This window comes from Peiella sedimenti, assembly GCF_030504955.1.
Lineage (GTDB): Bacteria > Pseudomonadota > Alphaproteobacteria > Caulobacterales > Caulobacteraceae > Brevundimonas > Brevundimonas sedimenti.
In genome coordinates this window covers 51,465-76,973 of record NZ_JAUKTR010000001.1, presented here as the reverse complement: position 1 = coordinate 76,973, position 25,509 = coordinate 51,465, and the positions used below count along the sequence as shown (strand labels likewise).

The window sequence follows — 25,509 nt, the reverse complement described above, 5'->3', positions numbered from 1 at the left end:
TAAGGGCATGATTCAGGTCGATCTCCCGCTGGAGCACATCCGCCGCTGGATGTTCGGCGCGGCCCTGCCCCTGTGGGCCGAGGCCGGGGTCGATCGTCGCCATGGCGGCTATGTGGAGCAGCTGGACTTTCGCGGGCGGGACGCGGGCGCGGACCTGAAGCGGACGCGGGTCACCTGCCGGCAGATCTACGTCTTTTCTCACGCGGCGCTGCTGGGATGGGACCGGGGCGATGAGGCCGCCCGCCACGGGCTCGCCTTCCTCGATCGCGCCTGGCTCGGACCGGACAGGGGCTTCGCCCGCGCCCTGACCCGGGAAGGCAAGATCGCCGACGCCACGCCGGACCTCTACGACCTGGCCTTCTGCCTGTTCGCGCTCAGCTGGCGGCAGAAGCTGGGGCCGGACGCGGCGGCGATGGACCGCTGCCTGCAAACCCTCGACTTCATCGACACGCGTATGCGGGGGCCGGGCGGCGGCTTCCTGCATGCGCTGCCGGCCGAGGGACCTCGCCGCCAGAACCCGCACATGCACCTGCTTGAAGCGGCCCTCGTGGGCTGGGAGGCTACGGGCCACCCCCGTTTCGAGGCCCTGGCGCGAGAGCTGGTCGAGTTGTTCTGCGGCGCGCTCTTCGACGGCCGCACCCTGCGTGAGCACTTCGGCCCCGCCTGGGAGCGGCTGGAGACGGACGAGGGCCGCATCACCGAGCCCGGACACCAGTTCGAATGGGCCTGGATCCTGTCCGAGTACGGCCGCCTGTCCGGAGGTGTGCGATCCGAAGCGATCCGCGCCCTGGTCGCCGGGGCCGAAGCCCACGGGGTCGACCCCGCGACCCACGCCACCTTTCAACAGGTGCGCGACGATGGGACGCCGCTGGACCGAAGCTCACGCTGCTGGCCGAACACCGAACGCCTCAAGGCCCAGGTCGCCCTGTCGGATACGTTCGGCGACGATGTGCGCTCGCCGCTCGCCGGCTCGGCCAACCTGCTTCTTGACCGCTACCTGGCGACCGAGATTCCGGGACTCTGGGTCGATCAGTTCGACGCGGAGGGACAGCCCATGTCCCGGGTCGTTCCCGCCTCGACCCTCTATCACCTCTTCCTGGCCTTCGCCGAAACCCTGCGGATCGCGCCGCGGCTGGTGGGCTAGTCGCGTCTCAGCCGCACCACCGCATCCGGCCGTCATAGGTGCGATAATAGCCCGTGCGCGGGTCGTACGAGCGGAAGCGCGCCTCGCACCAGCGCACGCGGTCCCAGTCCCGCCCGCCGTGGTCGTAGCTGGGCTGGTGGCCATAGCCATAGCCCGGCGTATAGCCGTGGCCGTAGCTGGAATGGCGGCGATACACGTAACCGTGACCGTAAGAGCTTCTGAACGGGCCGCGCCAGGCGGCGTCGCAGTCGTCGCGGCCCCGATCCCAGTAGGCGTCGCAGCGATAATCGCCCGGCCGGTCATACTGGTCCGCATAGGAGGGGACCGAGTAATGGCGGCGGTGCTGGCGATCATGGGCCAGGGCGGGCGCGGCGATCACGGCCGCCAGGGCCAAACCGAGGACGAGCGGCTTCATCACCCCATCCCTCACGACAGCGTCACCTGAACGGCGCGGCCGTTGCGGGTCTCGACGCGGCGCATAAGGACCACCGCCTCGCCGCCGCCCTGGGGCGTCACCGGCACGATCACGAACCAGGCGCCCTGGGGCAGACCTTCGAAGCGGAAGGTCCCATCGGCCCCGCAGGTGGTGTTGCGCACGAAGCCGCGATAGTCGGCGCTGGCCTCGGCCACCGTCCGGGCTCGTACAACCGCCGCCGGCAGGGCGGCCCGGTCGGTCGATCCGTAGAGGGTCTGGAAGCGCTGGCGCGTCCACGGCGTTTCGGGCGTCAGGCCCACTGATCCGGCGCAACGCCAGGTCCGGCCGTCGGTGCGATAGTCGGTGCGCCCTTCGATGGAGGCCGTGCCGGGCTGGGCCGACCAGGCGAAGGCGGCGGCGTTGAAGACCACGGCGGGCGGCGGCCCCATGGGGGGCGGAGGCGTGACGGGCGCGCAGGCCGCGGCGGCAAGGCTCACGGCGGCGGCGGACAGCAGCAGGCGAGCGGACATCGCGTATCTCCCGGCGAGCGTAGGTTGGCGCCGACGGAACGCGCGCGCAACGGTCAAGGTTGCGTCGAGGCCGCCGTCATTTTCACCGCGAAAGCCGCTTCCCTTTGGCGCTGGCGGGGCTAGGGTCCGCCGCCATGAGCGTCACCTTCGCCGACATCGAACGCGCCGCCGGGCGCATCGCGGGCCAGGTCGAAAAGACCCCCGTCAGGTACTCGCGTGGCCTGTCCGAGCTGACCGGCGCGGAGGTCTGGGTCAAGTTCGAGAACCTGCACTACACCGGCTCCTTCAAGGAGCGCGGGGCCTGCAATCGCCTGTCCCAGCTGACCGAGGACGAGCGTCGGCGCGGGGTGGTGGCCGCCTCGGCCGGCAATCACGCCCAGGCCCTGGCCTATTACGGCAAGCGGCTGGGGGTGCCGGTCACCATCGTCATGCCGGAGGGCACGCCCTTCGTGAAGATTCAGAAGACGCAGAGCCACGGCGCCCGCGTCATCATCCACGGCCTGGACTTCTCCCAGTCGACCGAGCGGGTGATGGAGCTGGTACGCGACGAGAACCTGCTGTTCGTCTCGGCTTTCGACGACGAGGGCATCGTGGCCGGTCAGGGCACCTGCGGGCTGGAGTTTCTGGACCAGGCGCCGGACCTGGACGCCCTGCTCATTCCGATCGGCGGGGGCGGCCTGATCGCCGGCTGCGCCATCGCCGCCAAGCACCTGAAACCCGGTATCGAGATCTATGGGGTAGAGGCGGCCATGTACCCCTCGTTCACCGCCCGGCGGAAGGGCGAGACTCCCAGGTGCGGCGGCCAGACCATCGCCGAGGGCATCGCCATCAAGGCCGTGGGCGAAATCCCCTTCAAGCTGGCCGACCCGCTGGTGGACGACGTCATCGTCTGCGACGAGGCCGACTTCGAACGCGCCGTGGCCGCCTACGCCACCATCGAAAAGACCGTGGCCGAAGGTGCGGGCGCCGGGGGGCTGGCCGCCCTGCTGCGCGATCCCGCGCGCTTCCGGGGCAAGAAGATCGGGCTGGTGCTGTGCGGCGGCAACATCGACGCGCGCATGCTGGCGGTGGTGCTGAACCGCGAGCTGGTGCGGCAGAAGCGGCTGGTGGTCTTCCGCATCCTCGGCGACGACCGCCCCGGCATGCTGGCCAAGATGAGCCAGGTGATCGGCGATCTGGGCGGCAACATCATCGAGGTCATTCATAACCGCCTGGCCCTGGACGTGCCGGCCAAGGGCGCCGAGTTCGACATCATGGTCGAGACCCGCGACGCCGGCCACGCCGAGCAGATCGAGGCCGCCCTCAAGGAGCATGGCTATGTCCTTCGTCCGCGCTAGCCTGATCGCGGCGGCCGCCGCCCTGGCGCTGTCCGCCTGCAACCGCGGCGGCGGGGGCGAAGCCGCCGCCGAGGCCGCCGCCTTCATGGAGCGCAACGCTCGGGCCGAGGGCGTGCGCGTTCTGCCGTCCGGCGTGCAGTACAAGATCGAGCGCTCGGGCCCGACCGACGGGGTGCAGCCCGACGATAACGATCTGGTTCGCGTCCATTACGAGGGCGGGCTGGTCGACGGGACGATCTTCGACAGCTCGTACGAGCGCGGCGCGCCGGCCGTGTTCGAGGCCGGCCAGGTGATCGAGGGCTGGACCGACGTGCTGCAGCAGATGCGGGTCGGCGACGAGTGGATCGTCTACATCCCGCCGGAGCTGGGCTATGGCGAGGACGGCGCCCCGCCGGACATTCCAGGCAACGCGGTGCTGGTGTTCAAGATCGCCCTTCTGGGCGTCGCCGAGACGCCAGGCGGCTCACGTAACGGCGGCGGGACGAGCGCTCTGGCCTAAACTCTGACATCCAAGCCGCGCCGGATCGCCTTCAGGGGGCTCCAGGTCATGGCGCGCAGGATGGGGGCGGAGTCCGCCCGTGGCGCCTCGGCGCGGAACTCGCGACGGCGCCGCCAGCCCTCTCGCAGACCCTGCCAGGCCGGGCCGCCCCGCCCCCGGGCCACGTCCGCCGTCAGCATCAGCAGGGTGGCGATCAGATGCGGCGCCGCCATCAGCCGGAACAGGCCGGGTGAGGCGTTCTTCCAGAAGGTCCAGAGGCGGTTCCGATAGCCCAGCCTGCGCGAGAAGGCCGAGCCGCGCCCGGTCATCGCCGAACCTACATGATGGACCACGGCATTCGGGACCAGCCGCGTGCGCCCGCCCGCCAGGCGCAACCGCCAGCCCAGATCCATGTCCTCGCAGTAGCAGAAGAAGCGCGCGTCAAAGCCGCCGAGGGCGCGGAACGTCCGGGTTCGGATCATCATCGCCGCGCCGCAGGGAGCGAAGACCTCTCCGGCGGCGATCCTGTCCGGCCGCGTCCGTCTGAAACCCATGCGATAGGGGAAGCCGAACAGGGTCAGGGCGTCGCCCGCCCCGTCCAGCAGGCGCCCGTCATCCTCGGCGATCTGCAGAGAGGTGAAGCAGTCCACGTCCGGATGCGCCTCGGCCGCCTGCAACAGTCGCTCCAGCCAGTCCGGCTCAGGGAAGGCGTCAGGGTTGAGCAGAGCCAGCCATTCGCCCTTCGCCCGCTCGGCGCCGAGATTGTTGCCACCCGCAAAGCCCAGATTCTCGCCCGCCTCGACCAGCCGGATCGCGGTATCCGCCATCGCCGCCGTCTGGGGGGCGCCGTCGCTGGAGGCGTTGTCCACCAGCACCACCTCATGCGGGACGGTCTGCGCCCTCAGCGTGTCCAGGCATCGCGGCAGCCAGGCCCCGCTCTCATAGGCGACGATGATGACACTGACGCTCATGCCGCCGCCTCCCATTCCGCACGCACGGCAGGGTCGGGCTCAGCTGTAAGCCGTCTTTCCGCCAGTGCCGCGAACCGCGCCGGGTCCAGCCGCGACAGGGCCCAGGCCGCCGCCCCTCGCACCTGGCCCGAAGCGTCGTCGAGCAATGCTTCCACTTCGGGCAGGGCCGCCGTCACCCGCCCCGAGCCGATGGAATAGAGGACGTTGCGGATGAACCGCTCCCTGCCGATGCGCTTGATGGGCGAGCGCACGAACCGCGCCCGGAAGGCCGCGTCGTCCAGCCGCGCCAGTTCGGCCAGCGGCGGCGCCTTCAGATCATCCCGCTCGGCCAGCCGCGCCTCGCGCGCGTCCCTGGCGAACTTGTTCCAGGGGCACACGGCCAGACAGTCGTCGCAGCCGTAGATGCGGTTGCCCACGGCCTCGCGGAACTCCGGCGCCCACGGCCCGTCGTGCTCGATGGTCAGGTACGAGATGCAACGCCGCGCATCCAGCTGGAAGGGCGCGGGGAAGGCCCTGGTGGGACAGACGTCGAGGCAGGCGGTGCAGCTGCCGCAGTGGTCGACCTCAGGTTCGTCGGGGACCAGTTCGGCGGCCGATAGGATGACGCCCAGGAACAGCCAGCTGCCGTAGTCGCGGGAGACGAGGTTGGTGTGCTTGCCCTGCCAGCCCACGCCGGCCTTTCCCGCCAGCGGCTTCTCCATCAGGGGCGCGGTGTCGACGAAAACCTTGACCTCGGCGCCCGTGCGCGCGGCCAGCACTTGCGCCACCTCCTTCAGGCGGCCCTTGATGACCTCGTGATAATCGTCGCCCCGCGCATAGACCGAGATGGCCGCCCGCTCGGGCCGAGCCAGCAGGGCCAGCGGGTCGCTGGTGGGCCCGTAGTTCATGCCCAGCACCACCGCCGAGCGCGCGTCCTCCCACATGGCGCACGGATGACGCCTGCGGTCGCGGGTCGTCTGCATCCAGGCCATCTGGCCGTGCCGCCCCGCCTCGACGAAGGCGTCCAGCCGCTCCCCGGCCTCCCAGCCCTCGGCCACGCTGGCGAAGCGGCACACGTCGAAGCCCAGCGCGCGGGCGCGGGCGGCCACCGCCTCCTGGGCGCGGGCGAGCGTGGCGGGTTTCAGGGTCACGGCCTTTGCGGAAAGCTCAGAAATCGAGCTGCGCATAATGGGGCGCCGGGGCCAGCCCCGGAAGCCGATCCTCCAGCAGCGGCCGGAAGCAGGGGCGCGACTTCAGCTTCATCCACCAGGTCTTCAGCCCTGGCAGTCGGCCCCAGTCGATCTCGCCGAAGTAATCCAGCACCGACAGGTGGCCGGCGGCCGCGAAGTCGGCAAGGCTGAGCGCCCGGCCCGCCAGCCAGTCCCGCTCGGCCAGCAGGCGCTCCAGCATATCCAGGTGCCAGCGCAGCGCCTCGCGGCCCTCGCGCAGGGGCCGCGCCTCGGGCGGGCCCAGGTTCTGCAGGCGCTTCTCCATCCGCTCGAACAGGATGGGGCTGTCCACCTCGACCTCGAACTTGCGGTCGAACCACTGGCGCAGGCGAAACGCCTCGGCCCGCTCGGCGGGATCGCGCGACAGAAGGGGCGGCTCCGGCGTGAAGGTCTCGGCCCAATCGAGAATGGCGGGCGCCTCACACAGGGTCAGGGACGGACCCTCGCCGTCGATCTTCAGCACCGGCGTCATGCCCGACGGCGACAGGGCGTGGAACTCCAGGTCGTGCTCCCAGTAGCGCACGGGCCGTTCGGTGAAGGCGATCTTCTTTTCGCCGAGCGTCAGCCGCGCCTGGCGCGAGTTGGGGTCGAAGGCGAAGTGGTGCAGCAGGCGCGTGGTCATGCGACGCCGGCCTCGCCGAAGGCGCCGCCGTGCGGCTCGGCCCGGCCGCGCGGGTCCGGATGGATGATCAGGTCCGCCGCCGGATACTGTTCAAGGATGCGCTTCTCGGCGGCGACGACGATCTCGTGGGCCTGCTCCAGCGTCAGGGACGGCTCCAGGTCCATGTGCATCTGGATCATCACCACCTGGCCCGAGACGCGGGTGCGCAGCTGGTGCACCCCCAGGACGCGCGGATCATCCACGGCCAGGGCGCGGATTTCGTCCACGGCGCCCTCGGACAGGGCGCGATCCAGCAGATGATCCGCCGCGTCCTTGAGCACCGCCAGGGCGCCCCAGATCAGCCAGACGGCGACGATGAAGCCCGCCGCCGCGTCTAGGCCGGGCGCGTTCAGCAGGGTGGCCGAGCCCACACCGATCAGAGCGACGGCGTTCGAGGCCAGGTCGCTGAAATAGTGGGCCCGGTCGCCGGACACGGCCACCGATTTGGTCTTCTTGAGCGCCTGGGTCTGGGCGAAGACCAGGGCGCCGGTCAGCGCGATCGAGATGGCCATGACGCCGACGCCCCAGGCCCCCGCCGTGATCACGCGCGGATTCAGCATGTGGTCGATCGCCTCCCAGCCGATGATCCCGGCCGAGGTGAAGACCAGCCCGGCCTGAACCAGGCTGGCGAAGGCTTCGGCCTTGCCGTGCCCGAAGCGGTGCTCGGCGTCCGGCGGGGCGGCGGCCCAGCGCACCGCGAAGAAGGTGATCAGGGAGGCGGCCAGGTCGAGGCCCGAATCCACCAGAGAGGCCAGAATGGCGACGGACCCCGTGGCGCCCCACGCAAAAGCCTTCAGCCCGATCAGGATGAGGGCCACGGCCACCGACATGCGCGTGATGCCGCGCACCGCTTCCTGGGCGGCGTTGAGGTCGGTCTGGCCGGGGTGGGAGGACGCCATCGCCTGCTTTTGGCCCGTCCGCGCAGGGCAGGCAACGGGGCGGCGCCGCAAAACCGCCGGTATCGCGGGAATAAACTCTCAACATTGATCGGCTAGGCTTTAGCCATGACCGGGCAAGGGCGTGTGATGACCGAGGGCTCACCCAGCTGGATTCCCAGGGCCGAGGCGCTTCAGCGCCTGGGCGTGAAGACTCAGACTCTCTACGCCTATGTCAGTCGGGGCCGGATCAGCGCGCGAACCGATCCGTCCGATCCGCGCCGCAGCCTCTATTCCGCCCAGGACGTGGCCCGGCTGAAGGACCCCTCCACCGCCGGCGCGCCCATCCAGCTGGAAGGCCACCGCCCCGCCCGCGCGCGGGACCAGGTGGGCGTCGAGTCCGCCCTCACCTCGGTTCAGGACGGCCGGCTGACCTATCGCGGACGCGACGCCGCCGTGCTGGCCGAGACCTGGACCCTGGAACAGACCGCCGCCCTCCTTTGGGGCGCCGAGGAGGACGAACGTCCCTTCGCCGACCAGAAGCCGCGTGTCGACGTGGTCTTCCCAGGCGGCGTGCGGGCGCGCCTGCTGGCCGCCCTGGCCCGCCGCGCCGACGAGGATTCCGCCAGCCCCGGCCGAGGCGACCGCTCGCTGCGGCGCGAGGCCGCCGCCATCGTCAACGAGATGGTCGACGTGGTCGCCGGCGCAGGGCCCCGCCTCTACATCCATCAGCGCCTGGCCCGGGGCTGGAAGCTGAACGAACGGGACGCCGATCTGGTGCGCCGCGCCCTGGTGCTGTCCGCCGACGACGGGCTGGACGCCGCCGCCCTGGCCGCGCGCGTGGCCTCGGGAGCAGGCGCGCCGCTGTCCGCCTCGGCGCTTGCCGCCATGGGGGCCATGACCGGTCCGATGCTGGGCGGAGGCCTGGCCCAGACCGCCGCCTGGGTGGCCGAGGCGCGCCGGGGCGATCCGCGCGAAGCCGTGCGCCATAGCCTGGCCCAGGGGCGCGATGTGCCCGGCTTCGGCCATCCGCATTTCCCTGACGGCGATCCGCGCGCCGCCGCCCTGCTCAACGCGGCCAATTTGCCGGGGGACCTGCTGGAGATCCTGCGGGTGGGCGAGGCCATGACGGGTCGCCGCGCCAATCTCGACCTGGCCCTGGCCCTGGTGGCGCGCCGCCTCGAAATGCCCAAGGACGGCGCCTTCGCCCTGATGGCGCTGGGCCGCATCGCCGGCTGGCTGGCCCATGCCATGGAGCAGGCCCGGGCGGGCTCGCCTATCCAGGCCCGCCTGCGCTATGTGGGGCCGTAGGGGCAGCGACGCCCCTCTGATTTCCTGCGTTCGGAGCATCCTTCATGGGCGACTGGCTGGCCGCCATCATCCTCGGCGTCGTCGAGGGCCTGACCGAGTTCATTCCCGTTTCCTCGACCGGCCACCTGCTGATCACCAAGGAGATGCTGGGGCTGACCGACGCCCGCTGGGACCCCTTCATCTACATGATCCAACTGGGCGCGATCCTGGCGGTGGTGGTGCTCTACTTCACGCGGCTGTGGAAAGTGCTGCTGGGCCTGTTCGGCCGCGACGCTTCGGCCTGGCGCTTCACCATAGCCGTGCTGATCGCCTTCCTGCCCTCGGCCATCCTGGGCCTTCTGGCCAAGGACGTGATTTTCGCGGTCCTGTTCAACTCGCTGTTCGTCTTCCTCAGCCTGATCATCGGCGGCGTGATACTGCTGCTGGTCGAACGCTGGGCCCCGCCTGCGCGCGAGCATGAGGCCATGGCCCTGACCTTCCGTTCGGCGGCCCTGATCGGCCTCTACCAGTGCCTGTCGATCATTCCGGGGGTGTCGCGTTCGGGCGCCACCATAGTCGGCGGCCTCCTGTCCGGCGTCGATAAGCGAGCGGCGGCCGAGTTCTCCTTCTTCCTGGCCATTCCCACCATGGTCGGCGCCTTCGCCGTCAGCCTGTGGGAGACCCGCGACGTGATCACCGCCGACTTCCTCGGGCTGGTCGCCATCGGCTTCGTGGTGTCGTTCGTCTCAGGGGCCTTCGTCGTGAAGACCATGCTCGACTTCGTGGCCCGGCATGGCTTCGCGCCTTTCGCCTGGTGGCGGATCGTGGTCGGGGCGCTGGGCCTTGTCGCCCTGTCGCTGGGCTGGATCGGATAGGGTTCAGGCCCGGGCCGCCGTGCCCTCGGCGAACTGGCCGCCCTGGCGATAGCGCCACAGATAGGACTCGGCCACGGCCTCCAGCCCCGTCGGACGCACGCCGATGGCCTCGAGCCCCGGCGCGCCGTCGGCGGCCACATTGTCGGTCTTCAGCAGCTCCACCTGATCGCGGGTCAGCGGCGGCGTCAGTCCGACCGCCGCCATCAGGTCGCCCATGGCCCCGATCATGCCCGCCACGCCGAAGGGCAGCGGGACCAGCGGGCGCTGCCGATTGGTCTCACTGAGGATCAGCTCCATCAGCTCCTTGAAGGTGTAGGTCGACGGCCCGGTCAGTTCGTAGGGCCGGTCCGCGACGTCGCGCGCCACCGCCAGCCGGGCGATGGCGTCGGCCACGTCCCCCACATAGACGGGCTGGAAGCGGGTGCTCCCGCCGCCCACCAGCGGCAGGGCCGGGGCGAAGGCGGCCATGCGGGCGAACCGGTTGAGGAAATCGTCGCCGGGGCCGAACACCACCGAAGGCCGCACGATGATGGCGCCCGGGAAGGCGGCGGCCACCGCACGCTCGCCCTCGGCCTTCGACCGCGCATATTTCGAGGCCGAGCCTGCGTCCGCGCCCAGGGCCGAGACGTGGATCAGCCGCTGGACGCCGGCCTCGCGCGCGATGCGGGCGATCCGCTCGGCGGCTTCCACATGCACGTCGTCGAAGCTCTGGCCCGGGCCCTCGTGCAGGATGCCGACGAAGTTGACGACCAGCTCCGAGCCGCGGACCGCCTCGGCCACATGCTCGTCGCGGCGCACGTCCCCCGCCTTGATCTGCACCTGTCCGACCTCGCCCAGCGGCCTCAGCGCCTGAGCCACTTGGGGCTTGCGCGCCACGATGCGCAGCCGCCAGTCGCGCCGCAGGAGAGCGCCGCCGGTCTGGCTGCCGATGAAGCCCGATCCGCCGAACAGGGTGGCCTGATGCGTCATGGTTCTGAAGTCCCTGCGCTGGTCGTCGCGGCGGGATTAGACGATGCCCGCGCAAGGAGCAACGGACCCGTTGACCGGAACGATTCCGTCCCCTAAACGTCCGCGCCTTCGGTCGCGCCGTCAGGCGCAGAACCGGCCCAGGTGGCGGAATTGGTAGACGCGCTGGCTTCAGGTGCCAGTGGCCGAAAGGTCGTGGAGGTTCGAGTCCTCTCCTGGGCACCAATTCTTCGGACGGCGTCGTGACTCTTCGGTCGCGGCGCCGTTCGTGTATTAAGGCTCCACGCAAGAGGAAGACGACGGCCTTGACCACCCACCTGCACGAAGGCGACCTGCCCGAGGGTCTGGACCTCGGCCCCGTGGTGGCCATCGACAGCGAGACCATGGGCCTGAAGCTGGGCCGCGACCCCCTGTGCGTGGTGCAGCTGTCGTCGGGGAATGGCGACGCCCATGTGGTGCGGCTGAACCGTCCGGCCTACGACTGCCCGCGGCTGAAGGCTCTGCTGGCCGATCCGAACGTGCTCAAGCTGTTCCACTTCGGCCGCTTCGACATCGCCATGTTCCAGCTGCACCTGGGGGTCGAGACGCGGCCGGTCTACTGCACCAAGATCGCGTCGAGGCTTGCCCGCACCTACACCGACCGTCACGGACTCAAGGACGTGACGCGTGAACTGCTCGGCATCGAGCTGTCCAAGGCGCAGCAGAGCTCGGACTGGGGCGCCGATCAGCTCAGCCCCGACCAGCTGGCCTATGCCGCCTCGGACGTGCTGAATCTGCATGCGCTCAAGCAGAAGCTGGACCTGATGCTGGCGCGCGAGGGCCGCACCCATCTGGCCCAGGCCTGTTTCGATTTCCTGCCCGTGCGCGCGCGCCTGGATCTGGCCGGATGGGAGGACGTGGACATCTTCGCCCACGCCTGAACCCATGAACGACGTCATCCGCCCCGCCTTCGACGACTCCTTCGACCCTTCGGGCGGACTCTCGTCCGAACGGGCGGCGGAATCGCGCAAGGCCGCCGCCGCGGTGCGTCAGTGGCGGCGCCGCGCCCGGATCGTGCGGCTGGCCCGCCGCGCCCTGCCCCTCTCCATCGGCCTGATCGTGCTTCTCCTGGTCGGCGTCGCGGCGATGCGCACCTTCCAGGCCGCCCAGGCCGAGAACGAGGCCCAGAGGGCCTCGGCCACCCTGGTCAACGCCCGCTTCTACGGCCAGGATCGCCAGGGCCGCGCCTTCCTGATCGGGGCCGCCACCGCCCGCCAGATGCTGGGCGCGGTGCAGGGCCCGGTGGCGCTGGAGCAGCCCACCCTTGAGATCGGCCGCGACCAGCCTGACCCCACCCGCGTCCGCGCGGACCGTGGCGTCTATGACCAGCGTACGGGAATTCTCACCCTGCACGACGACGTGCGCATCAACGAAGGCGGCCAGGGCTTTGAGTTCCGCACCCAGACCGCCGTGGTCGACACCCGCACCGGCGTCGTATCGGGCCGCTCCCCGGTCGAGGGTCAGGGCCCGATGGGATCGATTTCGGCCTCGTCCTATGCCATTTACGACCAGGGCGCGCGGATCGTCTTCCGCGGGTCCGGCGACAACAAGGTCCGGGCGACCATTAACGACCCCTAGGACCGACGCTTCGGAGACCAGCTGGTGACGCGACACGCTTCAAGGATGATGGCCACCCGGTCGCTTGCGCTGGCCGGCGCCCTGGCTCTGGGTCTGGGGCTGACGGCCGCCACGGCCGTGGCGCAGATTTCCGGCAGCGGCGGGCCCATCATGATGGGCGCCGACAACCTTGAGGTGATCGACGCCGAGGGCGTGCAGATCTGGAGTGGTCGCGCCGAGGCGACCCAGGGCAATAACCGCATGCGCGCCAACGTCATCCGCGCCTATCACGCCGGGGGCGGAAACCGCTCGGGCGCGCCGGGCGGCGGCCTGTCGGGCGACATCGTGCGCATGGTGGCCGAAGGCGACGTCTATTTCGTCTCGCGCAGCGAGGGCCAGCCGGATCAGGTCATCCGCGGCGACCAGGCCGTCTATACCCGCGACACCGACACCATCGTCGTGACCGGCCAGGTGATCATGACCCAGGGCGAGAACGTGCTGACCGGCAGCCGCCTGACCGTCAACAACACCACCGGCCGGGCCGTCATGGACGGCGCGCCCACCGAGGCCGGTCGCCGGGTGCGCGGCGTCTTCTACCCCGAGAACCGCCCCCAGACCCGCTAGGCCGCCTTGACCGACTACCTCGCCGCCATGTCCGATCCGTCCCTCCGGGCGGCCTCGATCGCCGCTTCCGCAGGCGATACCGAAGGCTTGATCGTCGACGAGGTCGGCCGCTCCTTCGGCGGACGTCCCGTGGTCAAGAACGTTTCCCTGCGCCTGCGCCGGGGCGAGGTGGCCGGCCTGCTCGGTCCGAACGGGGCGGGCAAGACCACCACCTTCTACATGATCACGGGCCTGGTCAGCGCCGACTACGGCTCGATCTATCTGGACGGCGAGGACATCACCGCCCAGCCCATGTACCAGCGGGCCCGCCTGGGCATCGGCTATCTGCCGCAGGAGGCCTCCATCTTCCGCGGCATGACGGTCGAGCAGAACGTCATGGCCGTGGTCGAGATGCGCGAGCGCGACCGCTCCAAGGTCCGCACAGAGGCGGCCCGCCTGCTCGAAGAGCTGCACATCTCCCATCTGGCCAAGGCCCCCGCCCTGGGCCTGTCGGGCGGCGAACGCCGCCGCGTCGAGATCGCCCGGGCCCTGGCGTCCGAGCCCAGCTTCATGCTGCTGGACGAGCCCTTCGCCGGCATCGATCCCCTGGCCATCGCCGATATCCGCGAGCTGATCCGATACCTGTCCGGTCGCGGCATCGGCGTGCTGATCACCGACCACAACGTCCGCGAGACGCTCGACATCATCGACCGGGCGGCCATCATCCACTCGGGCGAGGTGCTGTTCGAGGGCACGCCCAGCGAGATCATCGACAACCCCGAAGTCCGCCGCGTCTATCTGGGCGAGGGGTTCGGCGGGCACGGGTAAGGCCGCGTAAGGCCGCCGTTAACCAGCCGCGCGCCATCCTCAGCCACAGCAAGTTTCGGGCCAGCCTTCCGGCCCGGCTGAGCGGGGGCAGACGGTGGCGCTGAACGCACGGCTTGAGATTCGCCAGGGGCAGGGGCTGGTCGTCACGCCCCAGCTGCAGCAGGCGATCAAGCTGCTCCAGCTGAGCAATGTGGAGCTGGAGGCCTTCGTCGAGGCCGAGCTCGAACGCAATCCGCTTCTCCAGCGCGACGATCCGGAACCGGCCGAAACGGCTGAGGCGCCCGAGGCCCCCGCCGCGTCCTCCGACGAACTGGAGTTTTCCGACACGAGCACCGCCAAGGCGGACGAGGCCATGGACGCCGAGGGCGACGACCGTTTTGCGGACGATCCCTGTGCCGGCGGGCCGCCCCTGACGGACTGGAGCCGCGCCGGTTCGGGCAAGGCCACTGACCTGGACGACGACGCCTACGACCGCGCCCTGCGTCGCGAGTTGACCCTATCCGAGCACCTGACGCTGCAGGCCAGCCAGGCCGGCTTCACCGCCGCCGAGGCGGGGATCGCCCAGGTGCTGATCGATGGGCTGGACGAGGGGGGCTACCTGCGCCTCGACTTCGATGAGACCGCCGAGCGTCTCGGCTGCTCACCCGAGCTGATCGAGACCGTCCTGCTCAAGTGCCAGGGGTTTGAACCCTGCGGCGTCTTCGCCCGCTCGGTGGGCGAATGCCTGGCCATCCAGCTTAAGGACCGCAATCGGCTGGACCCGGCGATGCAGGCCCTGATCGACAACCTCGAACTTCTGGCCCGCCGCGATCTGTCGGCCCTGAAGCGTGTCTGCGGGGTCGATGACGAGGACCTGCGCGACATGATCGCCGAGCTGAAGGCTCTCACGCCCCGGCCCGGCGCGGCCTTCGGCGGCGAGCCCGCCCAGACCGTCATTCCCGACGTGCACGTGCGCGCCGATCCGCTCGGCGGCTGGCGGGTGGAGCTGAACAGCGACACCCTGCCCCGCCTGCTGGTGGACCGCCGCTATCACGCCCAGGTCCAGGCCGGCAGCCGCTCGGACGCCGACAAGGTGTTCGTGGCCGACTGCCTGTCCCAGGCGGCCTGGCTGGTCAAAAGTCTGGATCAGCGCGCCAAGACCATCCTCAAGGTGGCGTCCGAGATCGTGCGTCAGCAGGACGCCTTCCTGGCCTTCGGCGTCGAGTTCCTGCGCCCCCTCAATCTCAAGACCGTGGCCGACGCCATCGGCATGCACGAAAGCACGGTCAGCCGCGTCACCTCGAACAAGTACATTTCAACGCCCCGGGGCGTGTTCGAGCTGAAGTTCTTCTTCACGGCGGCCATCGCCTCGGCCGACGGCGGGGCGGCCCACTCGGCCGAGGCCGTGCGTCACCGCATCAAACAGATGGTCGAGGGGGAAGGCCGCGACGGCGACGTGCTGTCCGACGACCGCATCGTCGAGCTGCTCAAGGAGGCGGGCATCGACATCGCCCGCCGCACCGTGGCCAAGTACCGCGAGGCCCTGCGCATCCCCTCCTCGGTTGAGCGCAAGCGGATGCTCAAGGCGGGGTAGACCGCTCACGTCAGCGCTACTGAGCCCGCCGAGATCACCTGTTCCGCCGCTTCACGGCCCCAGCGCGACTATGTTTCCGACCCCTGAGCCGGGTTGGCTGACGGGCTTCAGGCGCCATGCGCCGACCCCTTCATCTTCGAAGCCGGGAGCGATCGTACGCGGAGGGTCCGGAGGCCCTTAGGGGCGCGTTGAACACGCCAAGGCGCCCCCGCGAGGCGCCCCTAGCCCACCAGCAGCAAAAAGCCGTTGAGCGTCAAAAGGGCGCCGAGGCCGCCCAGCACGGCCGCCCCGGTCAGCAGCCGGCGCGACGTGGCCAGGATCGCCACCGAGGCCAGCACGATGGCCAGCTGCAGCAGGATCTCGGCCCAGTCGAAGTTGTTGTCGCGGGCCTCGGCCGTGGCGCGGGCCTCCTCATGGGTGCGGGCCAGAGCGGCCAGTTGGCGTTTCCCCTCGCCGGCGGTGGGGTCGCCCGGACGGGCGGGGTCCGGCTCGCTGTCATAGCGGGCGATGGTGGCGCGATAGTCCTCCAGCCGGGCCGTGTCGGCGGCGATCTGGGCGGGGCTGAGGCTCCCGCCCGCCAGCCGCGCCTCGATGTCGGCGGCGGCGATCTCGTAGGCCGTCTGGCGCATGTTCTTGGCCTGATAGAAGGCCCAGGTGTCGCTGGCGTGGATGTTGGCCGCGATGGCGTCGTCGGTGGCGTTGCCGCCGCCCAGTCCCCCCACCGCCAGCACCGCCGCGAGGGCCGCGACCAGCAGAGCGGCGCGATTGCGGAAGCGTTCGTTGGCGGCGCTGTCGGCCCGCTCTTCCTGAATTTCATGGACAAGGTCGGCGACGTCCTGGGCGCTCATGCCACTCTCCCGAATCTCCGCAGGCGCACAGCATCGGGCCGGATGCGCACGACCGCAATCCCTCTAAATGCCTGATCAGCAAGCGACTTCACAGGCCGACGGTCCCGCTTGTCCGCGCAGGCCGTGAAGCCTCCACAATGGCCGGTCTGCCGACCCCCGCCATGGAAGGGCTCGCAGCATCGGCCAGGGCGCCAAGTGTGTTGTTTGGTGCGGCCTTTTCGGTCCGGCGCCCCCCGACGCACCCGACCGCATTAACCGCGAAGCCCGGATCACAAAGCCGCGTTCGGCTTGACACCAAGGCCCGTCGAGCGCGTTGATGGGGCATGCAAGTCCAAGTCAGCGGCAAGCATGTCGACGTCGGCGAAGCGTTACGCTCGCGGGTCGTCGATGAACTCTCATCAGGCATCGGCAAGTATTTCGAGCGGGGTGGCGACGCCGACGTGGTCATCAGCCGCGAAGGCGGCCTGTTCCGCGCCGACTGCTGGGTCCGCCTGGCCTCGGGTCAGGTGCTGGTCAGTCACGCGGTCGGAGCCGACGCCCACGGGGCCTTCGACGGGGCGCTCGGCAAGATCGAGAAGCGCATCCGCCGCTACAAGCGCCGGCTTAAGGACCACCATCTGGGTTCGGACGGCGCCAAGGCCGACATGGCCATGATGACCGTCCTGCGCTCGCCCGAGGAGGTCGAGGACGAGGACTTCGGCGAGGCCGGCGTGCCTGGTGAAGCCCCGCCTCAGGCCATGGTCATCGCCGAAACCCAGGCCCAGGTGCGCACCCTGACGGTCGGCCAGGCGGTGCTCGAGCTGGACCTGTCCAACTATCCGGTTCTGCTGTTCAAGAACGCCGGTCACGGCGGGCTCTCGGTCGTCTATCGGCGCCCGGACGGCAACATCGGCTGGATCGATCCGCAGCGGACGGTCTCCAATGGCAACGGCGCCTCGGGCAACGCCTGAGGCTTCGTCGCCGAACCTTCATCGACCTGCGTCCATCCGGCGCTTGCGGCGCCGGGTGGATCAGCCTATCTCGCGCGCCGCTGGTCGCGGGCGGGCCTGAATTGCCTCTCTGGAGTAAGCATGAAGATCGCCGATCTGCTCGCGCGCGACCGCGTCTCCGCCGTCTCCGGCCCCTCCGCCAAGCGTCAGGTGCTGGCCCATGCCGCCGAGCTGGCCGCGCGCGCCTGCGGGCTTGAGGCCTCGGCGCTGGCCGCCGGGCTGAATGAGCGCGAGCTTCTGGGCTCCACGGGGCTGGGATCGGGCGTGGCCGTGCCGCATGCGCGCTCCGTGGGGGTCGAGCGGCCCTTCGGGGTCTTCCTGCGGCTGGACACGCCGGTGGCCTTCCAGGCCCTCGACGATCAGCCGGTGGACCTGGTGTTCGCCCTGTTCGCGCCCGAGCGCGCAGGCGTCGAGCATCTTCAGGCCCTGGCCTCGGTCTCGCGCTTCCTGCGTTCCGAGGCCGTGCGCGACGCGCTGCGGGACGCCGCCGACGAGGATGTGCTCTACGCCCTTCTGACCCAGGACCGCGAGGCCGTCGCGGCCTGACGCCGCGTCAGCCTAGTGGACGGACACGGGCTCCAGCTCGTGGGCCACGGCCGCCGCGAAGGCCGCGTCCCGATCGACCAGGACGGCCAGCCGCGCGCCGTCGGCGCTGTGGACGGCATACAGGGTCTGGTTCGGATGCAGCTGGAAGCCCTTGACCTCCTGGGGCGTGGAATCGGCCATGATCTCGCGCGCCTTGATCTCGCGCACATAGACCAGATCGGGCGCGCCCATACGGCGCAGGGCTTCCTTGGTGGGCGACAGCTGCATGGTCCAACGACCTCCTGCGCTCAAAACGCCCGACCCCGCAGGGGGTTCATGCCCGGACGCTCGGGCGCCGTGTCGCATGGCGGGGGCGTGACGCCTCGGCCATAGTCGGCGCCGTTCGAGGCTGCCGGCCAAGGGGGCTGTCCATGGGATCGCAAGACGCGCTGACGCGGCTGGGCCGCGCCGTGACCCCTGCGCGCGTCACCGCCGCCCTCGTGGTGCTCTGCGGCCTGGTGCTGGGCGGCAAGGCGGCGCTGGGCATGACGCCTCAGGAATGGGCCTGGGCCCTCACCGCCGTGCTGGCCTCGGTGGCCGCCGCCGCCCTCGTCCACGCCCGCGACACCGCCGCCTGAGCCGCCCCTCTCCTCGCCATCCCAAATGGGGAGGACGCCGGAATTGAAGAAGGCCCGCCGGGGGTCCGACGGGCCTTCATGGTGGAGCTAAGCGGAGTCGAACCGCTGACCTCTTGAATGCCATTCAAGCGCTCTACCAGCTGAGCTATAGCCCCAGATTTTTCCGGGTTTGGCGGCCTCGCGGTCTGGTGGGCCACGAGGCGGCGGAACCTAGTCTCAGGGGCGCGGCGGATCAAGCCGCGCCCGCGCATTTTTTTGTCCCGCCGCGGACGCCCTAGACGGGCTCTTCCTCGTCGTCGTCGCCCAGGTCGATATCGTCGTCCGAGAACTCGTCGTCGTCGTCGTCCTCGAGGAACGGAACGCCGTCGTCGTCGTCGTCATCGCCCTCGGAAACCCCCACGCCGGGCGCGGCCGGGATGTCGTCCTCGTCCTCATCCGAGACAACCGGCGGCACGTCGGCCTCCTCGTCGATCTCGGGGGCCGAGACGTCCTCCTCCTCGTCCTCGTCGTCGGAGGGCTTGGTCTTGACCTGATCCTCGGCCTCTTCCTCGTCGGTCTCCACCTCGGCGGGACCGGCGCGGCCGCGCGTGCGGCGCACCTTGACCAGTTCGTCAGGATCAAAGTCCGCCTGGCACTTGGGACAGTGGGCGGGGCGGCGGTTCAGGTCATAGAACTTGGCCTGGCAGTTCGGGCAGACCTGCTTGGTTCCGAGCTCGGGATTGGCCACGGGCGTTCCTTGTTGGAGGGAAGTCCAGGATTTCGGGCGGCTCCCTTGCCACCGCCCAGGGCCGCTGTCAAAAGCCCATTTCGCCGGACGCCGGATGGAGCCCCTTTGGCCGCCCCCGTCATCACCCCTGACGCCGATCTTCTGCGGGCCACGCCGGGCCGTGTCCTTAAGGGCGTTGCGACCGCGCCGCCGGACAAGTCGGTCTCGCACCGCGCCCTGATCCTGGGAGCCCTGGCCAGGGGCGAGACCCTGATCGACAACCTGCTGGAGAGCGAGGACGTCCTGGCGACCGCACGCGCGGTCCAGGCGCTGGGCGCCGGCGTCGAACGCCTCGGCTCCGGCCGCTGGCGCGTCACGGGCCAAGGTCGACTGACCCAGCCGGACGGCCCGCTCGACCTCGGCAACTCGGGCACCGGCGCGCGCCTGCTGATGGGCGCCGTGGCGGGTTTTTCCATCGAAGCCACCTTCGCGGGGGACGAGTCGCTCAGCCGCCGGCCCATGGGCCGGGTAGCCGATCCGCTACGGGCCATGGGGGCCAGGATCGAGGGCGAGCGCCTGCCCCTGACCCTTCGCGGGGGGGATCTCAAGGCGATTTCGCACCTCAACGCCGCCGCCTCGGCCCAGGTGAAGTCGGCTCTCCTCCTCGCCGGGCTGAACGCAGGGGGCGTGACCGAAGTCATCGAGCCTCGACCCAGCCGCGATCACACCGAACGCATGCTGCGCGCCTTCGGCGCCTCGACGGAGGTCAGAGACGCGGCTGACGGCCGGACGGTCCGGCTAACCGGTGGTCAGTCCCTGAGCGGAACCGCGGTGAGCGTTCCTGGCGATCCGTCCTCGGCGGCCTTTCCGCTCGCTGCGGCCCTGATCACGCCGGGCTCGGAGGTCACCCTGCGGGGGGTGATGTTGAACCCCCTGCGCACCGGGCTTTTCCAGACCTGGGCCGAGATGGGCGCGGACCTGACCATCTCTGATCGCCGCGAGGCGGGCGGCGAGGAGATCGGCGACATCACCGCGCGCGCCTCTCGCCTCAAGGGGGTGGACGTCCCCGCCCACCGCGCCGCCTCCATGATCGACGAGTATCCGATCCTGGCGGTCACGGCCGCCTTCGCCGCGGGGCGCACGGTCATGGCCAGCATTGGCGAGCTGCGCGTCAAGGAGAGTGACCGCATCGCCGCCATGGCGCGGGCCCTGGCGGCCTGTGGCGTCGCCGTCGAAGAGGGGCCGGATCAACTGGCCGTTACAGGCGGCCCAGTACGGGGCGGCGCCGCCATCGAAAGCCACGGCGATCATCGCATCGCCATGAGCCTGCTGGTGCTGGGCCTGGCGGCGAGACAGCCCGTGACGGTGGATCGCGCCGGCATGATCGCCACCAGCTTCCCGGGCTTCACCGGCTTGATGCGCGGCCTCGGCGCCGATATCGCCGCCGCATGAGCGCCCCTCTCGTCATCGCCGTCGACGGCCCGGCCGCCTCGGGCAAGGGCACCATCGCCGCGCGCCTGGCCGCCTGGCTTGGCCTGCCCTACCTGGACACCGGCCTGCTCTATCGCGCCGTCGGCATGGCCGTGCTGCGCGCGGGCGGCGACCTGGACGACACGGGCCTGGCGGCGCGAATGGCTCGGGATCTGAAACTCGAGGCCCTCTGCGACCCCGAGCTGATCGGCCGCGCCGCCGGCGAGGCCGCCAGCCGCGTCGCCTTCCACCCCGAGGTGCGCGCCGAGCTGCTGAAACTGCAGAAGGACTTCGCCGGACAGCCAGGCGGCGCCGTGCTGGACGGCCGCGACATCGGCACCGTGATCGCGCCGGACGCGCCGGTAAAGCTGTACGTCACCGCCGATCCCGAGGTCCGCGCCCGCCGCCGCTGGCTGCAGTTGACCGGCCGGGGCGAAGCCGTGGACTTCGAAACGGTGCTGGCCGACATCAGGAAACGCGACGCCCGAGACGCCGGCCGCGACGCCGCGCCCATGACCCGCGCGCACGACGCGGTCTTGCTGGACACCAGCCTTATGGATATAGAGGCCGCCTTCGATGCGGCCCGCCGCATCGTCGAGACGGCGCGCGCCGAGGCGGGGCTTTCCTAGAAGAGCCGCGACTGGCCAAATCCCAACGTGCTTAGGTCTCGATCGCCGCGGGCTTCCCGGATTACACCGGCGCTTCGTCCAACTTATCCGAAACCCACCCCCCCGCGCGGAGTCCGCTTCGCGTTCGAGGATCAATCAAACCCCATGACTGACACCCAGAGTTTCAACCCCTCGCGCGACGATTTCGCCGCGCTCCTCAACGAGCAGCTTTCGGGCCGCGATCTGGCCGAGGGCCAGGTGATCCACGGCAAGGTGGTCGGCGTCGAAAAGGACTTCGTCATCGTCGACGTGGGCCTCAAGACCGAAGGCCGCGTGCCGCTGCGTGAGTTCGGCCAGGGCGAAGGCGCCCAAATCCCCAGCGCCGGCGACACCGTCGAGGTCTATCTGGAGCGCGTCGAGAACGCGATGGGCGAGGCGGTCATCAGCCGCGAGAAGGCCCGCCGCGAAGAGGCCTGGACCCGCCTGGAAGGCGTGTTCGCCGAAGGCCAGCCGGTCATGGGCGCCATCGTCGGCCGCGTGAAGGGCGGCTTCACCGTCGACCTGGGCGGCGCCAGCGCCTTCCTGCCCGGCTCGCAGGTGGACATCCGTCCGGTCCGCGACGTCGGTCCGCTGATGGGCAAGGAACAGCCCTTCGCCATCCTCAAGATGGACCGCCCCCGCGGCAACATCGTCGTCTCGCGCCGCGCCATCCTGGAAGAGGCCCGCGCCGAGCAGCGCACCGAGCTGGTCAGCCAGCTGACCGAGGGCGAAATCCGCGACGGCGTGGTCAAGAACATCACCGACTACGGCGCCTTCGTCGACCTGGGCGGCATCGACGGCCTGCTGCACGTCACCGACATGAGCTGGAAGCGCGTCAGCCACCCGTCGCAGGTGCTGAACGTGGGCGACACGGTCAAGGTGCAGGTCGTGCGGATCAATCCGGACACCCAGCGCATCAGCCTGGGCATGAAGCAGCTGCAGACCGACCCGTGGGACGGCGTCGAAGCCAAGTACCCGGCCGGCGCCAAGTTCACCGGACGCATCACCAACATCACCGACTACGGCGCCTTCGTGGAGCTGGAGCCGGGCGTCGAGGGCCTGGTGCACGTCTCGGAAATGTCCTGGACCAAGAAGAACGTTCATCCGGGCAAGATCGTCTCCACCTCTCAGGAAGTGGACGTCATCGTGCTGGACGTGGACAGCTCCAAGCGCCGCATCTCGCTGGGCCTGAAGCAGGCTCAGGACAATCCGTGGGACGCTTTCCTTGCCGCTCACCCCGTCGGCTCGACCGTCGAGGGCGAGGTCAAGAACGCCACCGAGTTCGGCCTGTTCATCGGCCTGGAGAACGACATCGACGGCATGGTCCACCTGTCCGATCTGGATTGGAACGCGCCGGGCGAGGAAGCCATCCAGAAGTACCGCAAGGGCGAAATGGTCCAGGCCAAGGTGCTGGACGTGGACGTCGAGAAGGAGCGCGTCTCCCTCGGCATCAAGCAGCTCTCGGGCGACCCGATGGAAGGCGACAGCTTCCGCCGCGGCCAGACCGTCACTGTCACCGTCACCGAGGTCACCTCGGGCGGCATCGAGGTGAAGTTCGGCGAGGACAACGCACCGGTGTCGGCCTTCATCCGCAAGTCGGACCTGTCGCGCGACCGCGCCGAGCAGCGCCCTGAGCGTTTCGCCGTCGGCGACCGCGTGGACGCCATGGTCACGGCCGTGGACAAGGCCAGCCGTCGCATCTCGGTGTCCATCAAGGCGCTGGAAATGAAGGACGAACAGGAAGCCATCGAGCAGTTCGGCTCGTCGGACTCGGGCGCCTCGCTCGGGGACATCCTGGGCGCGGCCCTGCGTGAAAAGGCCGGCAAGGAGTAAGCCGTAAGCTTCCCTAAGGTAAGAATCCTTGCGGAAAAGCCCCGGTCAGCCTTGACCGGGGCTTTTTTGCGCGCACTGAGAGGCGTAGAATATCTATGTCCGCTTCCGGACATAAGGCTCTGGCGGGAGGCCTTGGTGATCAAGTCCGAACTTATCGACCGTCTGGGGGCCGAGAACCCCCACCTGACGCGGCGCGAGGTCGAGCGGGTGGTCAACACCATCCTCGACAGCATGGTGGACGCCCTGGCCGAGAACGGCCGGGTCGAACTGCGCGGCTTCGGCGCCTTTTCGGTGCGCTCGCGCCCGGCGCGGACCGGCCGAAACCCCCGCACGGGCCAGGCGGTGGACGTACCCGCCAAGGCGGTGCCCTTCTTCAAGAGCGGCAAGGAGCTGCGCGAGCGGCTGAATCTCTCCGGCGACGCCTGATGGGCCTCTTCGCCGAGTTCCGCGAGTTCGCAGCCCGCGGCAATGTCGTCGACCTGGCTGTGGGCGTGATCATCGGCGCGGCCTTCGGCAAGATCACCACCAGCCTGGTGGACCAGGTGGTCATGCCGCCCATCGGCCTTCTGCTGGGCGATGTGGACTTCTCGCGGCTGGAGTGGGTTCTGAAGCCGGAAGACCCCGCCACCGAGGCGGTCGAGAAGGTGGCCATCCAGTACGGCGCCTTCATCAGCACCCTGATCCAGTTCCTGATCGTGGCCTTCGTGGTCTTCCTGCTGATCAAGGGGATCAACCAGTTGCGCCGCAAGCAGGCGGAGGAAGGCCCCGCCGCGCCGCCAGCCCCCACGGCGACGGAAAAGCTGCTGACAGAGATCCGCGACGAGCTGAAGGCCGGCCGCGCTAAAGACTGAGGCGAAACGGCGCGTCTTGGGCTATGCAGCCGGCCCATGTCCTTCACCGTCACCGTCCTGACCATGTTTCCCGAGGCCTTTCCCGGGCCGCTGGGCGTCTCGCTGATCGGGACCGCCTGGCGCGAGAAGGGGCTGTGGTCGCTGGAAACGGTGGACATTCGCGGCTTTTCGACAGATAAGCGCGGCTTCCTGGACGACACCCCTGCGGGTGGCGGCCCGGGACAGGTTCTGAAGGCGGACGTGGTGGCCAGGGCGCTAGACAGCCTCCCGGCCTCGCCACGGCCGCTTTTGTACATGAGCGCGCGGGGCCGGCCCCTGACCCAAGCGCGCGTGCGTGAGTGGAGCCGAGGCGAAGGACTGATCGTCCTTTGCGGACGCTTCGAGGGGGTGGATCAACGCGTGCTGGACGCGCGCGGGTTCGAGGAGGTCGCCGTCGGCGACGCGGTTCTCGCCGGCGGCGAGGCGGCGGCGATGGTGGCGATCGAGGCCGCGGTGCGGCTGGTCCCGGGCGTTCTGGGGCAGGCCGAAAGCACCGAGGTCGAGAGTTTCGAGGACGGGCTCCTCGAGCATCCGCAGTTCACAAGGCCGCGGACGTTCGAAGGGCGCGACATCCCCGAGGTCCTGCTGTCCGGCGACCACGCCAAGGTGGCGCGCTGGCGACAGGAGCAGAGGGAGCAGGCCACGAAGGAAAGGCGCCCCGAACTGTGGGCCGCCTGGCTGGAGCGGCAGGCGAAGACGACCCCGCGGGACTGAGCAGGCTCAGCCCGCCAACTGACAGGCAAAGGGCGAAAAAGCCCAAGGAGACAAGACGATGAACATCATCCAGCAGCTGGAGCGCGAAGAAACCGCGCGCCTCGGCGAAACCCGCAAGATTCCCACCTTCCAGGCCGGCGACACCCTGCGCGTGAACGTGCGCATCAAGGAAGGCGAACGCGAACGCATTCAGGCCTTCGAAGGCGTCTGCATCGCTCGCGCCGGCGGCGGCGTGAACGAGAACTTCACCGTCCGCAAGATCTCCTTCGGCGAAGGCGTCGAGCGCGTCTTCCCGCTGCACTCGCCCAACATCGAGTCCATCGAGGTCAAGCGCCGGGGCGTCGTGCGCCGCGCCAAGCTGTACTACCTGCGCGACCGCCGCGGTAAGTCGGCCCGTATCGCCGAGCGCCAGATGGCCGCCCGCGAGCAGGCGCCGGCCGCCGCCCCCGCCCCCGCCGCTGCGGCGGATGAGTCCACGGAGGGCTGATCCCTCTCAGCTTCCTGAAACGAGAAAGGCCCCGCCGGATGCCGACGGGGCCTTTTTCCTGTCCGCTTTGCGCCGGGATCAGCCCGCCTGGACACCGTTTTCGGCCAGCCATTCCAGGATGCGCTGCTTGGGCATGGCGCCCACCTTCATGGAGGCCATCTGGCCGTCCTTGAACAGCATCATGGTGGGGATGCCCTTCACGCCCAGTTTGGAGGGCGTCATGGGGCTGTCCTCGATGTCCATCTTGGCGATGACGGCGCTGCCCGCCAGTTCGTCCGAGATCTGCTCCAAAGCGGGGCCGATCTGCTTGCAGGGCCCGCACCACTCGGCCCAGAAGTCCACCAGCACCGGCTTGTCGCTCTTCAGCACGTCGCCTTCGAAGCTGTCGTCGGTGACCTTTAGGGTCGGCATG

At 69.8% G+C, this 25,509-nt stretch carries 31 protein-coding genes and 2 tRNA genes; 21 read left to right on the top strand and 12 right to left on the bottom strand.

Going from position 1 to position 25,509, the window contains the following annotated elements:
* Positions 1 to 7: 7 nt before the first annotated feature.
* A complete protein-coding gene (locus tag Q0812_RS00425) occupies positions 8 to 1,144 on the top strand; it encodes an AGE family epimerase/isomerase (RefSeq protein WP_302108320.1) in 1,137 nt (378 codons plus the stop codon).
* Positions 1,145 to 1,151: 7 nt separating this feature from the next.
* On the opposite strand, the gene Q0812_RS00420 is transcribed toward Q0812_RS00425, so the two are convergent.
* Both Q0812_RS00420 and Q0812_RS00415 read right to left on the bottom strand, forming a co-directional pair.
* Positions 1,152 to 1,559 (bottom strand): BA14K family protein, encoded by a 408-nt coding sequence (locus Q0812_RS00420; protein WP_302108319.1) that lies wholly within the window; start codon positions 1,557 to 1,559, stop codon positions 1,152 to 1,154.
* A gap of 11 nt (positions 1,560 to 1,570) precedes the next feature.
* Positions 1,571 to 2,089, bottom strand: coding sequence for a hypothetical protein (locus Q0812_RS00415; RefSeq protein WP_302108318.1), 519 nt, complete (start codon positions 2,087 to 2,089; stop codon positions 1,571 to 1,573).
* Positions 2,090 to 2,223: 134 nt separating this feature from the next.
* Here Q0812_RS00415 and Q0812_RS00410 point away from each other — a divergent pair, with 134 nt between their 5' ends.
* Together Q0812_RS00410 and bamJ are read left to right on the top strand one after the other, a co-directional pair.
* Positions 2,224 to 3,426: a threonine ammonia-lyase gene (locus tag Q0812_RS00410; RefSeq protein WP_302108317.1), complete on the top strand. Its 1,203-nt coding sequence runs from the start codon at positions 2,224 to 2,226 to the stop codon at positions 3,424 to 3,426.
* The gene (gene bamJ, locus Q0812_RS00405) at positions 3,407 to 3,925 is read left to right on the top strand and encodes a BamJ family beta-barrel-assembly machinery protein (protein ID WP_341923437.1); all 519 of its coding nucleotides are present in this window, start codon (positions 3,407 to 3,409) and stop codon (positions 3,923 to 3,925) included. Before Q0812_RS00410 ends, bamJ begins: the two co-directional genes overlap by 20 nt.
* Here bamJ and Q0812_RS00400 read toward each other — a convergent pair.
* From Q0812_RS00400 to Q0812_RS00385, 4 genes are read right to left on the bottom strand one after another with little or no spacing between them, the layout of a single operon-like run.
* The gene (locus Q0812_RS00400) at positions 3,922 to 4,875 is read right to left on the bottom strand and encodes a glycosyltransferase family 2 protein (RefSeq protein WP_302108315.1); all 954 of its coding nucleotides are present in this window, start codon (positions 4,873 to 4,875) and stop codon (positions 3,922 to 3,924) included. The two genes, bamJ and Q0812_RS00400, sit on opposite strands and share 4 nt — an antisense overlap.
* A complete protein-coding gene (gene queG, locus Q0812_RS00395; protein WP_302108314.1) occupies positions 4,872 to 6,041 on the bottom strand; it encodes a tRNA epoxyqueuosine(34) reductase QueG in 1,170 nt (389 codons plus the stop codon). Before queG ends, Q0812_RS00400 begins: the two co-directional genes overlap by 4 nt.
* Positions 6,022 to 6,705, bottom strand: a complete 684-nt coding sequence (fzlA, locus tag Q0812_RS00390) for an FtsZ-binding protein FzlA (protein ID WP_302108313.1) — start codon at positions 6,703 to 6,705, stop codon at positions 6,022 to 6,024. Before fzlA ends, queG begins: the two co-directional genes overlap by 20 nt.
* Complete coding sequence (locus Q0812_RS00385; protein ID WP_302108312.1) at positions 6,702 to 7,643, bottom strand: cation diffusion facilitator family transporter; 942 nt, start codon at positions 7,641 to 7,643, stop codon at positions 6,702 to 6,704. Before Q0812_RS00385 ends, fzlA begins: the two co-directional genes overlap by 4 nt.
* A 105-nt stretch (positions 7,644 to 7,748) precedes the next feature.
* Here Q0812_RS00385 and Q0812_RS00380 point away from each other — a divergent pair, with 105 nt between their 5' ends.
* Together Q0812_RS00380 and Q0812_RS00375 are read left to right on the top strand one after the other, a co-directional pair.
* A complete protein-coding gene (locus Q0812_RS00380) occupies positions 7,749 to 8,930 on the top strand; it encodes a citrate/2-methylcitrate synthase (protein ID WP_302108311.1) in 1,182 nt (393 codons plus the stop codon).
* Positions 8,931 to 8,974: 44 nt separating this feature from the next.
* Positions 8,975 to 9,784, top strand: coding sequence for an undecaprenyl-diphosphate phosphatase (locus Q0812_RS00375; protein WP_302108310.1), 810 nt, complete (start codon positions 8,975 to 8,977; stop codon positions 9,782 to 9,784).
* A gap of 3 nt (positions 9,785 to 9,787) precedes the next feature.
* On the opposite strand, the gene Q0812_RS00370 is transcribed toward Q0812_RS00375, so the two are convergent.
* Positions 9,788 to 10,753: a complex I NDUFA9 subunit family protein gene (locus Q0812_RS00370; protein ID WP_302108309.1), complete on the bottom strand. Its 966-nt coding sequence runs from the start codon at positions 10,751 to 10,753 to the stop codon at positions 9,788 to 9,790.
* A 135-nt stretch (positions 10,754 to 10,888) separates the two neighbouring features.
* Between Q0812_RS00370 and Q0812_RS00365 the strand changes: the two genes are divergently transcribed.
* The 6 genes from Q0812_RS00365 to rpoN all read left to right on the top strand — a co-directional run bounded on the left by Q0812_RS00365 (position 10,889) and on the right by rpoN (position 15,350).
* A tRNA-Leu gene (locus tag Q0812_RS00365) sits at positions 10,889 to 10,975 on the top strand.
* Between the two features lie 80 nt (positions 10,976 to 11,055).
* Positions 11,056 to 11,670 (top strand): ribonuclease D, encoded by a 615-nt coding sequence (locus tag Q0812_RS00360; RefSeq protein WP_302108308.1) that lies wholly within the window; start codon positions 11,056 to 11,058, stop codon positions 11,668 to 11,670.
* Positions 11,671 to 11,674: 4 nt separating this feature from the next.
* Positions 11,675 to 12,367, top strand: a complete 693-nt coding sequence (gene lptC / locus Q0812_RS00355; protein WP_302108307.1) for an LPS export ABC transporter periplasmic protein LptC — start codon at positions 11,675 to 11,677, stop codon at positions 12,365 to 12,367.
* Positions 12,368 to 12,415: 48 nt separating this feature from the next.
* A complete protein-coding gene (locus tag Q0812_RS00350) occupies positions 12,416 to 12,970 on the top strand; it encodes an LptA/OstA family protein (protein WP_302108306.1) in 555 nt (184 codons plus the stop codon).
* A gap of 27 nt (positions 12,971 to 12,997) precedes the next feature.
* Positions 12,998 to 13,777: an LPS export ABC transporter ATP-binding protein gene (gene lptB, locus Q0812_RS00345; protein WP_425281547.1), complete on the top strand. Its 780-nt coding sequence runs from the start codon at positions 12,998 to 13,000 to the stop codon at positions 13,775 to 13,777.
* Positions 13,778 to 13,871: 94 nt separating this feature from the next.
* Positions 13,872 to 15,350, top strand: coding sequence for an RNA polymerase factor sigma-54 (gene rpoN / locus Q0812_RS00340; protein WP_302108305.1), 1,479 nt, complete (start codon positions 13,872 to 13,874; stop codon positions 15,348 to 15,350).
* A 221-nt stretch (positions 15,351 to 15,571) separates the two neighbouring features.
* On the opposite strand, the gene Q0812_RS00335 is transcribed toward rpoN, so the two are convergent.
* Positions 15,572 to 16,198, bottom strand: a complete 627-nt coding sequence (locus Q0812_RS00335; RefSeq protein WP_302108304.1) for a DUF4337 family protein — start codon at positions 16,196 to 16,198, stop codon at positions 15,572 to 15,574.
* Between the two features lie 323 nt (positions 16,199 to 16,521).
* Between Q0812_RS00335 and hpf the strand changes: the two genes are divergently transcribed.
* Together hpf and Q0812_RS00325 are read left to right on the top strand one after the other, a co-directional pair.
* On the top strand, positions 16,522 to 17,148 hold the full coding sequence (gene hpf / locus Q0812_RS00330) for a ribosome hibernation-promoting factor, HPF/YfiA family (RefSeq protein ID WP_302108303.1): 627 nt from the start codon (positions 16,522 to 16,524) through the stop codon (positions 17,146 to 17,148).
* Between the two features lie 120 nt (positions 17,149 to 17,268).
* Positions 17,269 to 17,733 (top strand): PTS sugar transporter subunit IIA, encoded by a 465-nt coding sequence (locus tag Q0812_RS00325; protein ID WP_302108302.1) that lies wholly within the window; start codon positions 17,269 to 17,271, stop codon positions 17,731 to 17,733.
* Positions 17,734 to 17,745: 12 nt separating this feature from the next.
* On the opposite strand, the gene Q0812_RS00320 is transcribed toward Q0812_RS00325, so the two are convergent.
* Positions 17,746 to 18,000 carry a DUF1150 family protein gene (locus Q0812_RS00320; protein ID WP_302108301.1) on the bottom strand — a complete coding sequence of 85 codons (255 nt, stop codon included), beginning with the start codon at positions 17,998 to 18,000 and terminating at the stop codon, positions 17,746 to 17,748.
* 143 nt (positions 18,001 to 18,143) lie between these two features.
* On the opposite strand from Q0812_RS00320, the gene Q0812_RS00315 reads away from it, so the two are divergent.
* Positions 18,144 to 18,350, top strand: a complete 207-nt coding sequence (locus Q0812_RS00315; protein ID WP_302108300.1) for a hypothetical protein — start codon at positions 18,144 to 18,146, stop codon at positions 18,348 to 18,350.
* 79 nt (positions 18,351 to 18,429) lie between these two features.
* Here Q0812_RS00315 and Q0812_RS00310 read toward each other — a convergent pair.
* Both Q0812_RS00310 and Q0812_RS00305 read right to left on the bottom strand, forming a co-directional pair.
* Positions 18,430 to 18,505 (bottom strand) — tRNA-Ala (locus tag Q0812_RS00310).
* Between the two features lie 119 nt (positions 18,506 to 18,624).
* Positions 18,625 to 19,077 carry a TIGR02300 family protein gene (locus tag Q0812_RS00305; RefSeq protein ID WP_302108299.1) on the bottom strand — a complete coding sequence of 151 codons (453 nt, stop codon included), beginning with the start codon at positions 19,075 to 19,077 and terminating at the stop codon, positions 18,625 to 18,627.
* A gap of 141 nt (positions 19,078 to 19,218) precedes the next feature.
* Between Q0812_RS00305 and aroA the strand changes: the two genes are divergently transcribed.
* The 7 genes from aroA to rplS all read left to right on the top strand — a co-directional run bounded on the left by aroA (position 19,219) and on the right by rplS (position 25,097).
* A complete protein-coding gene (aroA, locus tag Q0812_RS00300) occupies positions 19,219 to 20,508 on the top strand; it encodes a 3-phosphoshikimate 1-carboxyvinyltransferase (RefSeq protein ID WP_302109179.1) in 1,290 nt (429 codons plus the stop codon).
* A complete protein-coding gene (cmk, locus tag Q0812_RS00295; RefSeq protein ID WP_302108298.1) occupies positions 20,505 to 21,155 on the top strand; it encodes a (d)CMP kinase in 651 nt (216 codons plus the stop codon). The genes aroA and cmk overlap by 4 nt, the downstream gene beginning before the upstream one ends.
* A gap of 144 nt (positions 21,156 to 21,299) precedes the next feature.
* Positions 21,300 to 23,006 carry a 30S ribosomal protein S1 gene (rpsA, locus tag Q0812_RS00290; RefSeq protein WP_302108297.1) on the top strand — a complete coding sequence of 569 codons (1,707 nt, stop codon included), beginning with the start codon at positions 21,300 to 21,302 and terminating at the stop codon, positions 23,004 to 23,006.
* A gap of 135 nt (positions 23,007 to 23,141) precedes the next feature.
* The gene (locus Q0812_RS00285) at positions 23,142 to 23,432 is read left to right on the top strand and encodes an integration host factor subunit beta (RefSeq protein ID WP_302108296.1); all 291 of its coding nucleotides are present in this window, start codon (positions 23,142 to 23,144) and stop codon (positions 23,430 to 23,432) included.
* Positions 23,432 to 23,857: a large-conductance mechanosensitive channel protein MscL gene (mscL, locus tag Q0812_RS00280; protein ID WP_302108295.1), complete on the top strand. Its 426-nt coding sequence runs from the start codon at positions 23,432 to 23,434 to the stop codon at positions 23,855 to 23,857. The genes Q0812_RS00285 and mscL overlap by 1 nt, the downstream gene beginning before the upstream one ends.
* Before the next feature lie 36 nt (positions 23,858 to 23,893).
* Positions 23,894 to 24,610, top strand: coding sequence for a tRNA (guanosine(37)-N1)-methyltransferase TrmD (gene trmD / locus Q0812_RS00275; protein WP_302108294.1), 717 nt, complete (start codon positions 23,894 to 23,896; stop codon positions 24,608 to 24,610).
* Between the two features lie 58 nt (positions 24,611 to 24,668).
* A complete protein-coding gene (gene rplS, locus Q0812_RS00270; protein WP_302108293.1) occupies positions 24,669 to 25,097 on the top strand; it encodes a 50S ribosomal protein L19 in 429 nt (142 codons plus the stop codon).
* Between the two features lie 78 nt (positions 25,098 to 25,175).
* Here rplS and trxA read toward each other — a convergent pair whose 3' ends face one another.
* A complete protein-coding gene (trxA, locus tag Q0812_RS00265; RefSeq protein ID WP_302108292.1) occupies positions 25,176 to 25,508 on the bottom strand; it encodes a thioredoxin in 333 nt (110 codons plus the stop codon).
* Position 25,509: the final 1 nt, after the last annotated feature.

Bases quoted from the DNA above. Each gene is read 5' to 3' on its own strand.
- Q0812_RS00425 (WP_302108320.1), top strand. From the start codon at position 8: ATGATTCAGGTCGATCTCCCGCTGGAGCACATCCGCCGCTGGATGTTC.
- Q0812_RS00420 (WP_302108319.1), bottom strand. From the start codon at position 1,559: ATGAAGCCGCTCGTCCTCGGTTTGGCCCTGGCGGCCGTGATCGCCGCG.
- Q0812_RS00415 (WP_302108318.1), bottom strand. From the start codon at position 2,089: ATGTCCGCTCGCCTGCTGCTGTCCGCCGCCGCCGTGAGCCTTGCCGCC.
- Q0812_RS00410 (WP_302108317.1), top strand. From the start codon at position 2,224: ATGAGCGTCACCTTCGCCGACATCGAACGCGCCGCCGGGCGCATCGCG.
- bamJ (WP_341923437.1), top strand. From the start codon at position 3,407: ATGTCCTTCGTCCGCGCTAGCCTGATCGCGGCGGCCGCCGCCCTGGCG.
- Q0812_RS00400 (WP_302108315.1), bottom strand. From the start codon at position 4,875: ATGAGCGTCAGTGTCATCATCGTCGCCTATGAGAGCGGGGCCTGGCTG.
- queG (WP_302108314.1), bottom strand. From the start codon at position 6,041: ATGCGCAGCTCGATTTCTGAGCTTTCCGCAAAGGCCGTGACCCTGAAA.
- fzlA (WP_302108313.1), bottom strand. From the start codon at position 6,705: ATGACCACGCGCCTGCTGCACCACTTCGCCTTCGACCCCAACTCGCGC.
- Q0812_RS00385 (WP_302108312.1), bottom strand. From the start codon at position 7,643: ATGGCGTCCTCCCACCCCGGCCAGACCGACCTCAACGCCGCCCAGGAA.
- Q0812_RS00380 (WP_302108311.1), top strand. From the start codon at position 7,749: ATGACCGGGCAAGGGCGTGTGATGACCGAGGGCTCACCCAGCTGGATT.
- Q0812_RS00375 (WP_302108310.1), top strand. From the start codon at position 8,975: ATGGGCGACTGGCTGGCCGCCATCATCCTCGGCGTCGTCGAGGGCCTG.
- Q0812_RS00370 (WP_302108309.1), bottom strand. From the start codon at position 10,753: ATGACGCATCAGGCCACCCTGTTCGGCGGATCGGGCTTCATCGGCAGC.
- lptC (WP_302108307.1), top strand. From the start codon at position 11,675: ATGAACGACGTCATCCGCCCCGCCTTCGACGACTCCTTCGACCCTTCG.
- Q0812_RS00350 (WP_302108306.1), top strand. From the start codon at position 12,416: ATGGCCACCCGGTCGCTTGCGCTGGCCGGCGCCCTGGCTCTGGGTCTG.
- lptB (WP_425281547.1), top strand. From the start codon at position 12,998: ATGTCCGATCCGTCCCTCCGGGCGGCCTCGATCGCCGCTTCCGCAGGC.
- Q0812_RS00335 (WP_302108304.1), bottom strand. From the start codon at position 16,198: ATGAGCGCCCAGGACGTCGCCGACCTTGTCCATGAAATTCAGGAAGAG.
- hpf (WP_302108303.1), top strand. From the start codon at position 16,522: ATGCAAGTCCAAGTCAGCGGCAAGCATGTCGACGTCGGCGAAGCGTTA.
- Q0812_RS00325 (WP_302108302.1), top strand. From the start codon at position 17,269: ATGAAGATCGCCGATCTGCTCGCGCGCGACCGCGTCTCCGCCGTCTCC.
- Q0812_RS00320 (WP_302108301.1), bottom strand. From the start codon at position 18,000: ATGCAGCTGTCGCCCACCAAGGAAGCCCTGCGCCGTATGGGCGCGCCC.
- Q0812_RS00315 (WP_302108300.1), top strand. From the start codon at position 18,144: ATGGGATCGCAAGACGCGCTGACGCGGCTGGGCCGCGCCGTGACCCCT.
- cmk (WP_302108298.1), top strand. From the start codon at position 20,505: ATGAGCGCCCCTCTCGTCATCGCCGTCGACGGCCCGGCCGCCTCGGGC.
- rpsA (WP_302108297.1), top strand. From the start codon at position 21,300: ATGACTGACACCCAGAGTTTCAACCCCTCGCGCGACGATTTCGCCGCG.
- mscL (WP_302108295.1), top strand. From the start codon at position 23,432: ATGGGCCTCTTCGCCGAGTTCCGCGAGTTCGCAGCCCGCGGCAATGTC.
- trmD (WP_302108294.1), top strand. From the start codon at position 23,894: ATGTCCTTCACCGTCACCGTCCTGACCATGTTTCCCGAGGCCTTTCCC.
- rplS (WP_302108293.1), top strand. From the start codon at position 24,669: ATGAACATCATCCAGCAGCTGGAGCGCGAAGAAACCGCGCGCCTCGGC.
- trxA (WP_302108292.1), bottom strand. From the start codon at position 25,508: ATGCCGACCCTAAAGGTCACCGACGACAGCTTCGAAGGCGACGTGCTG.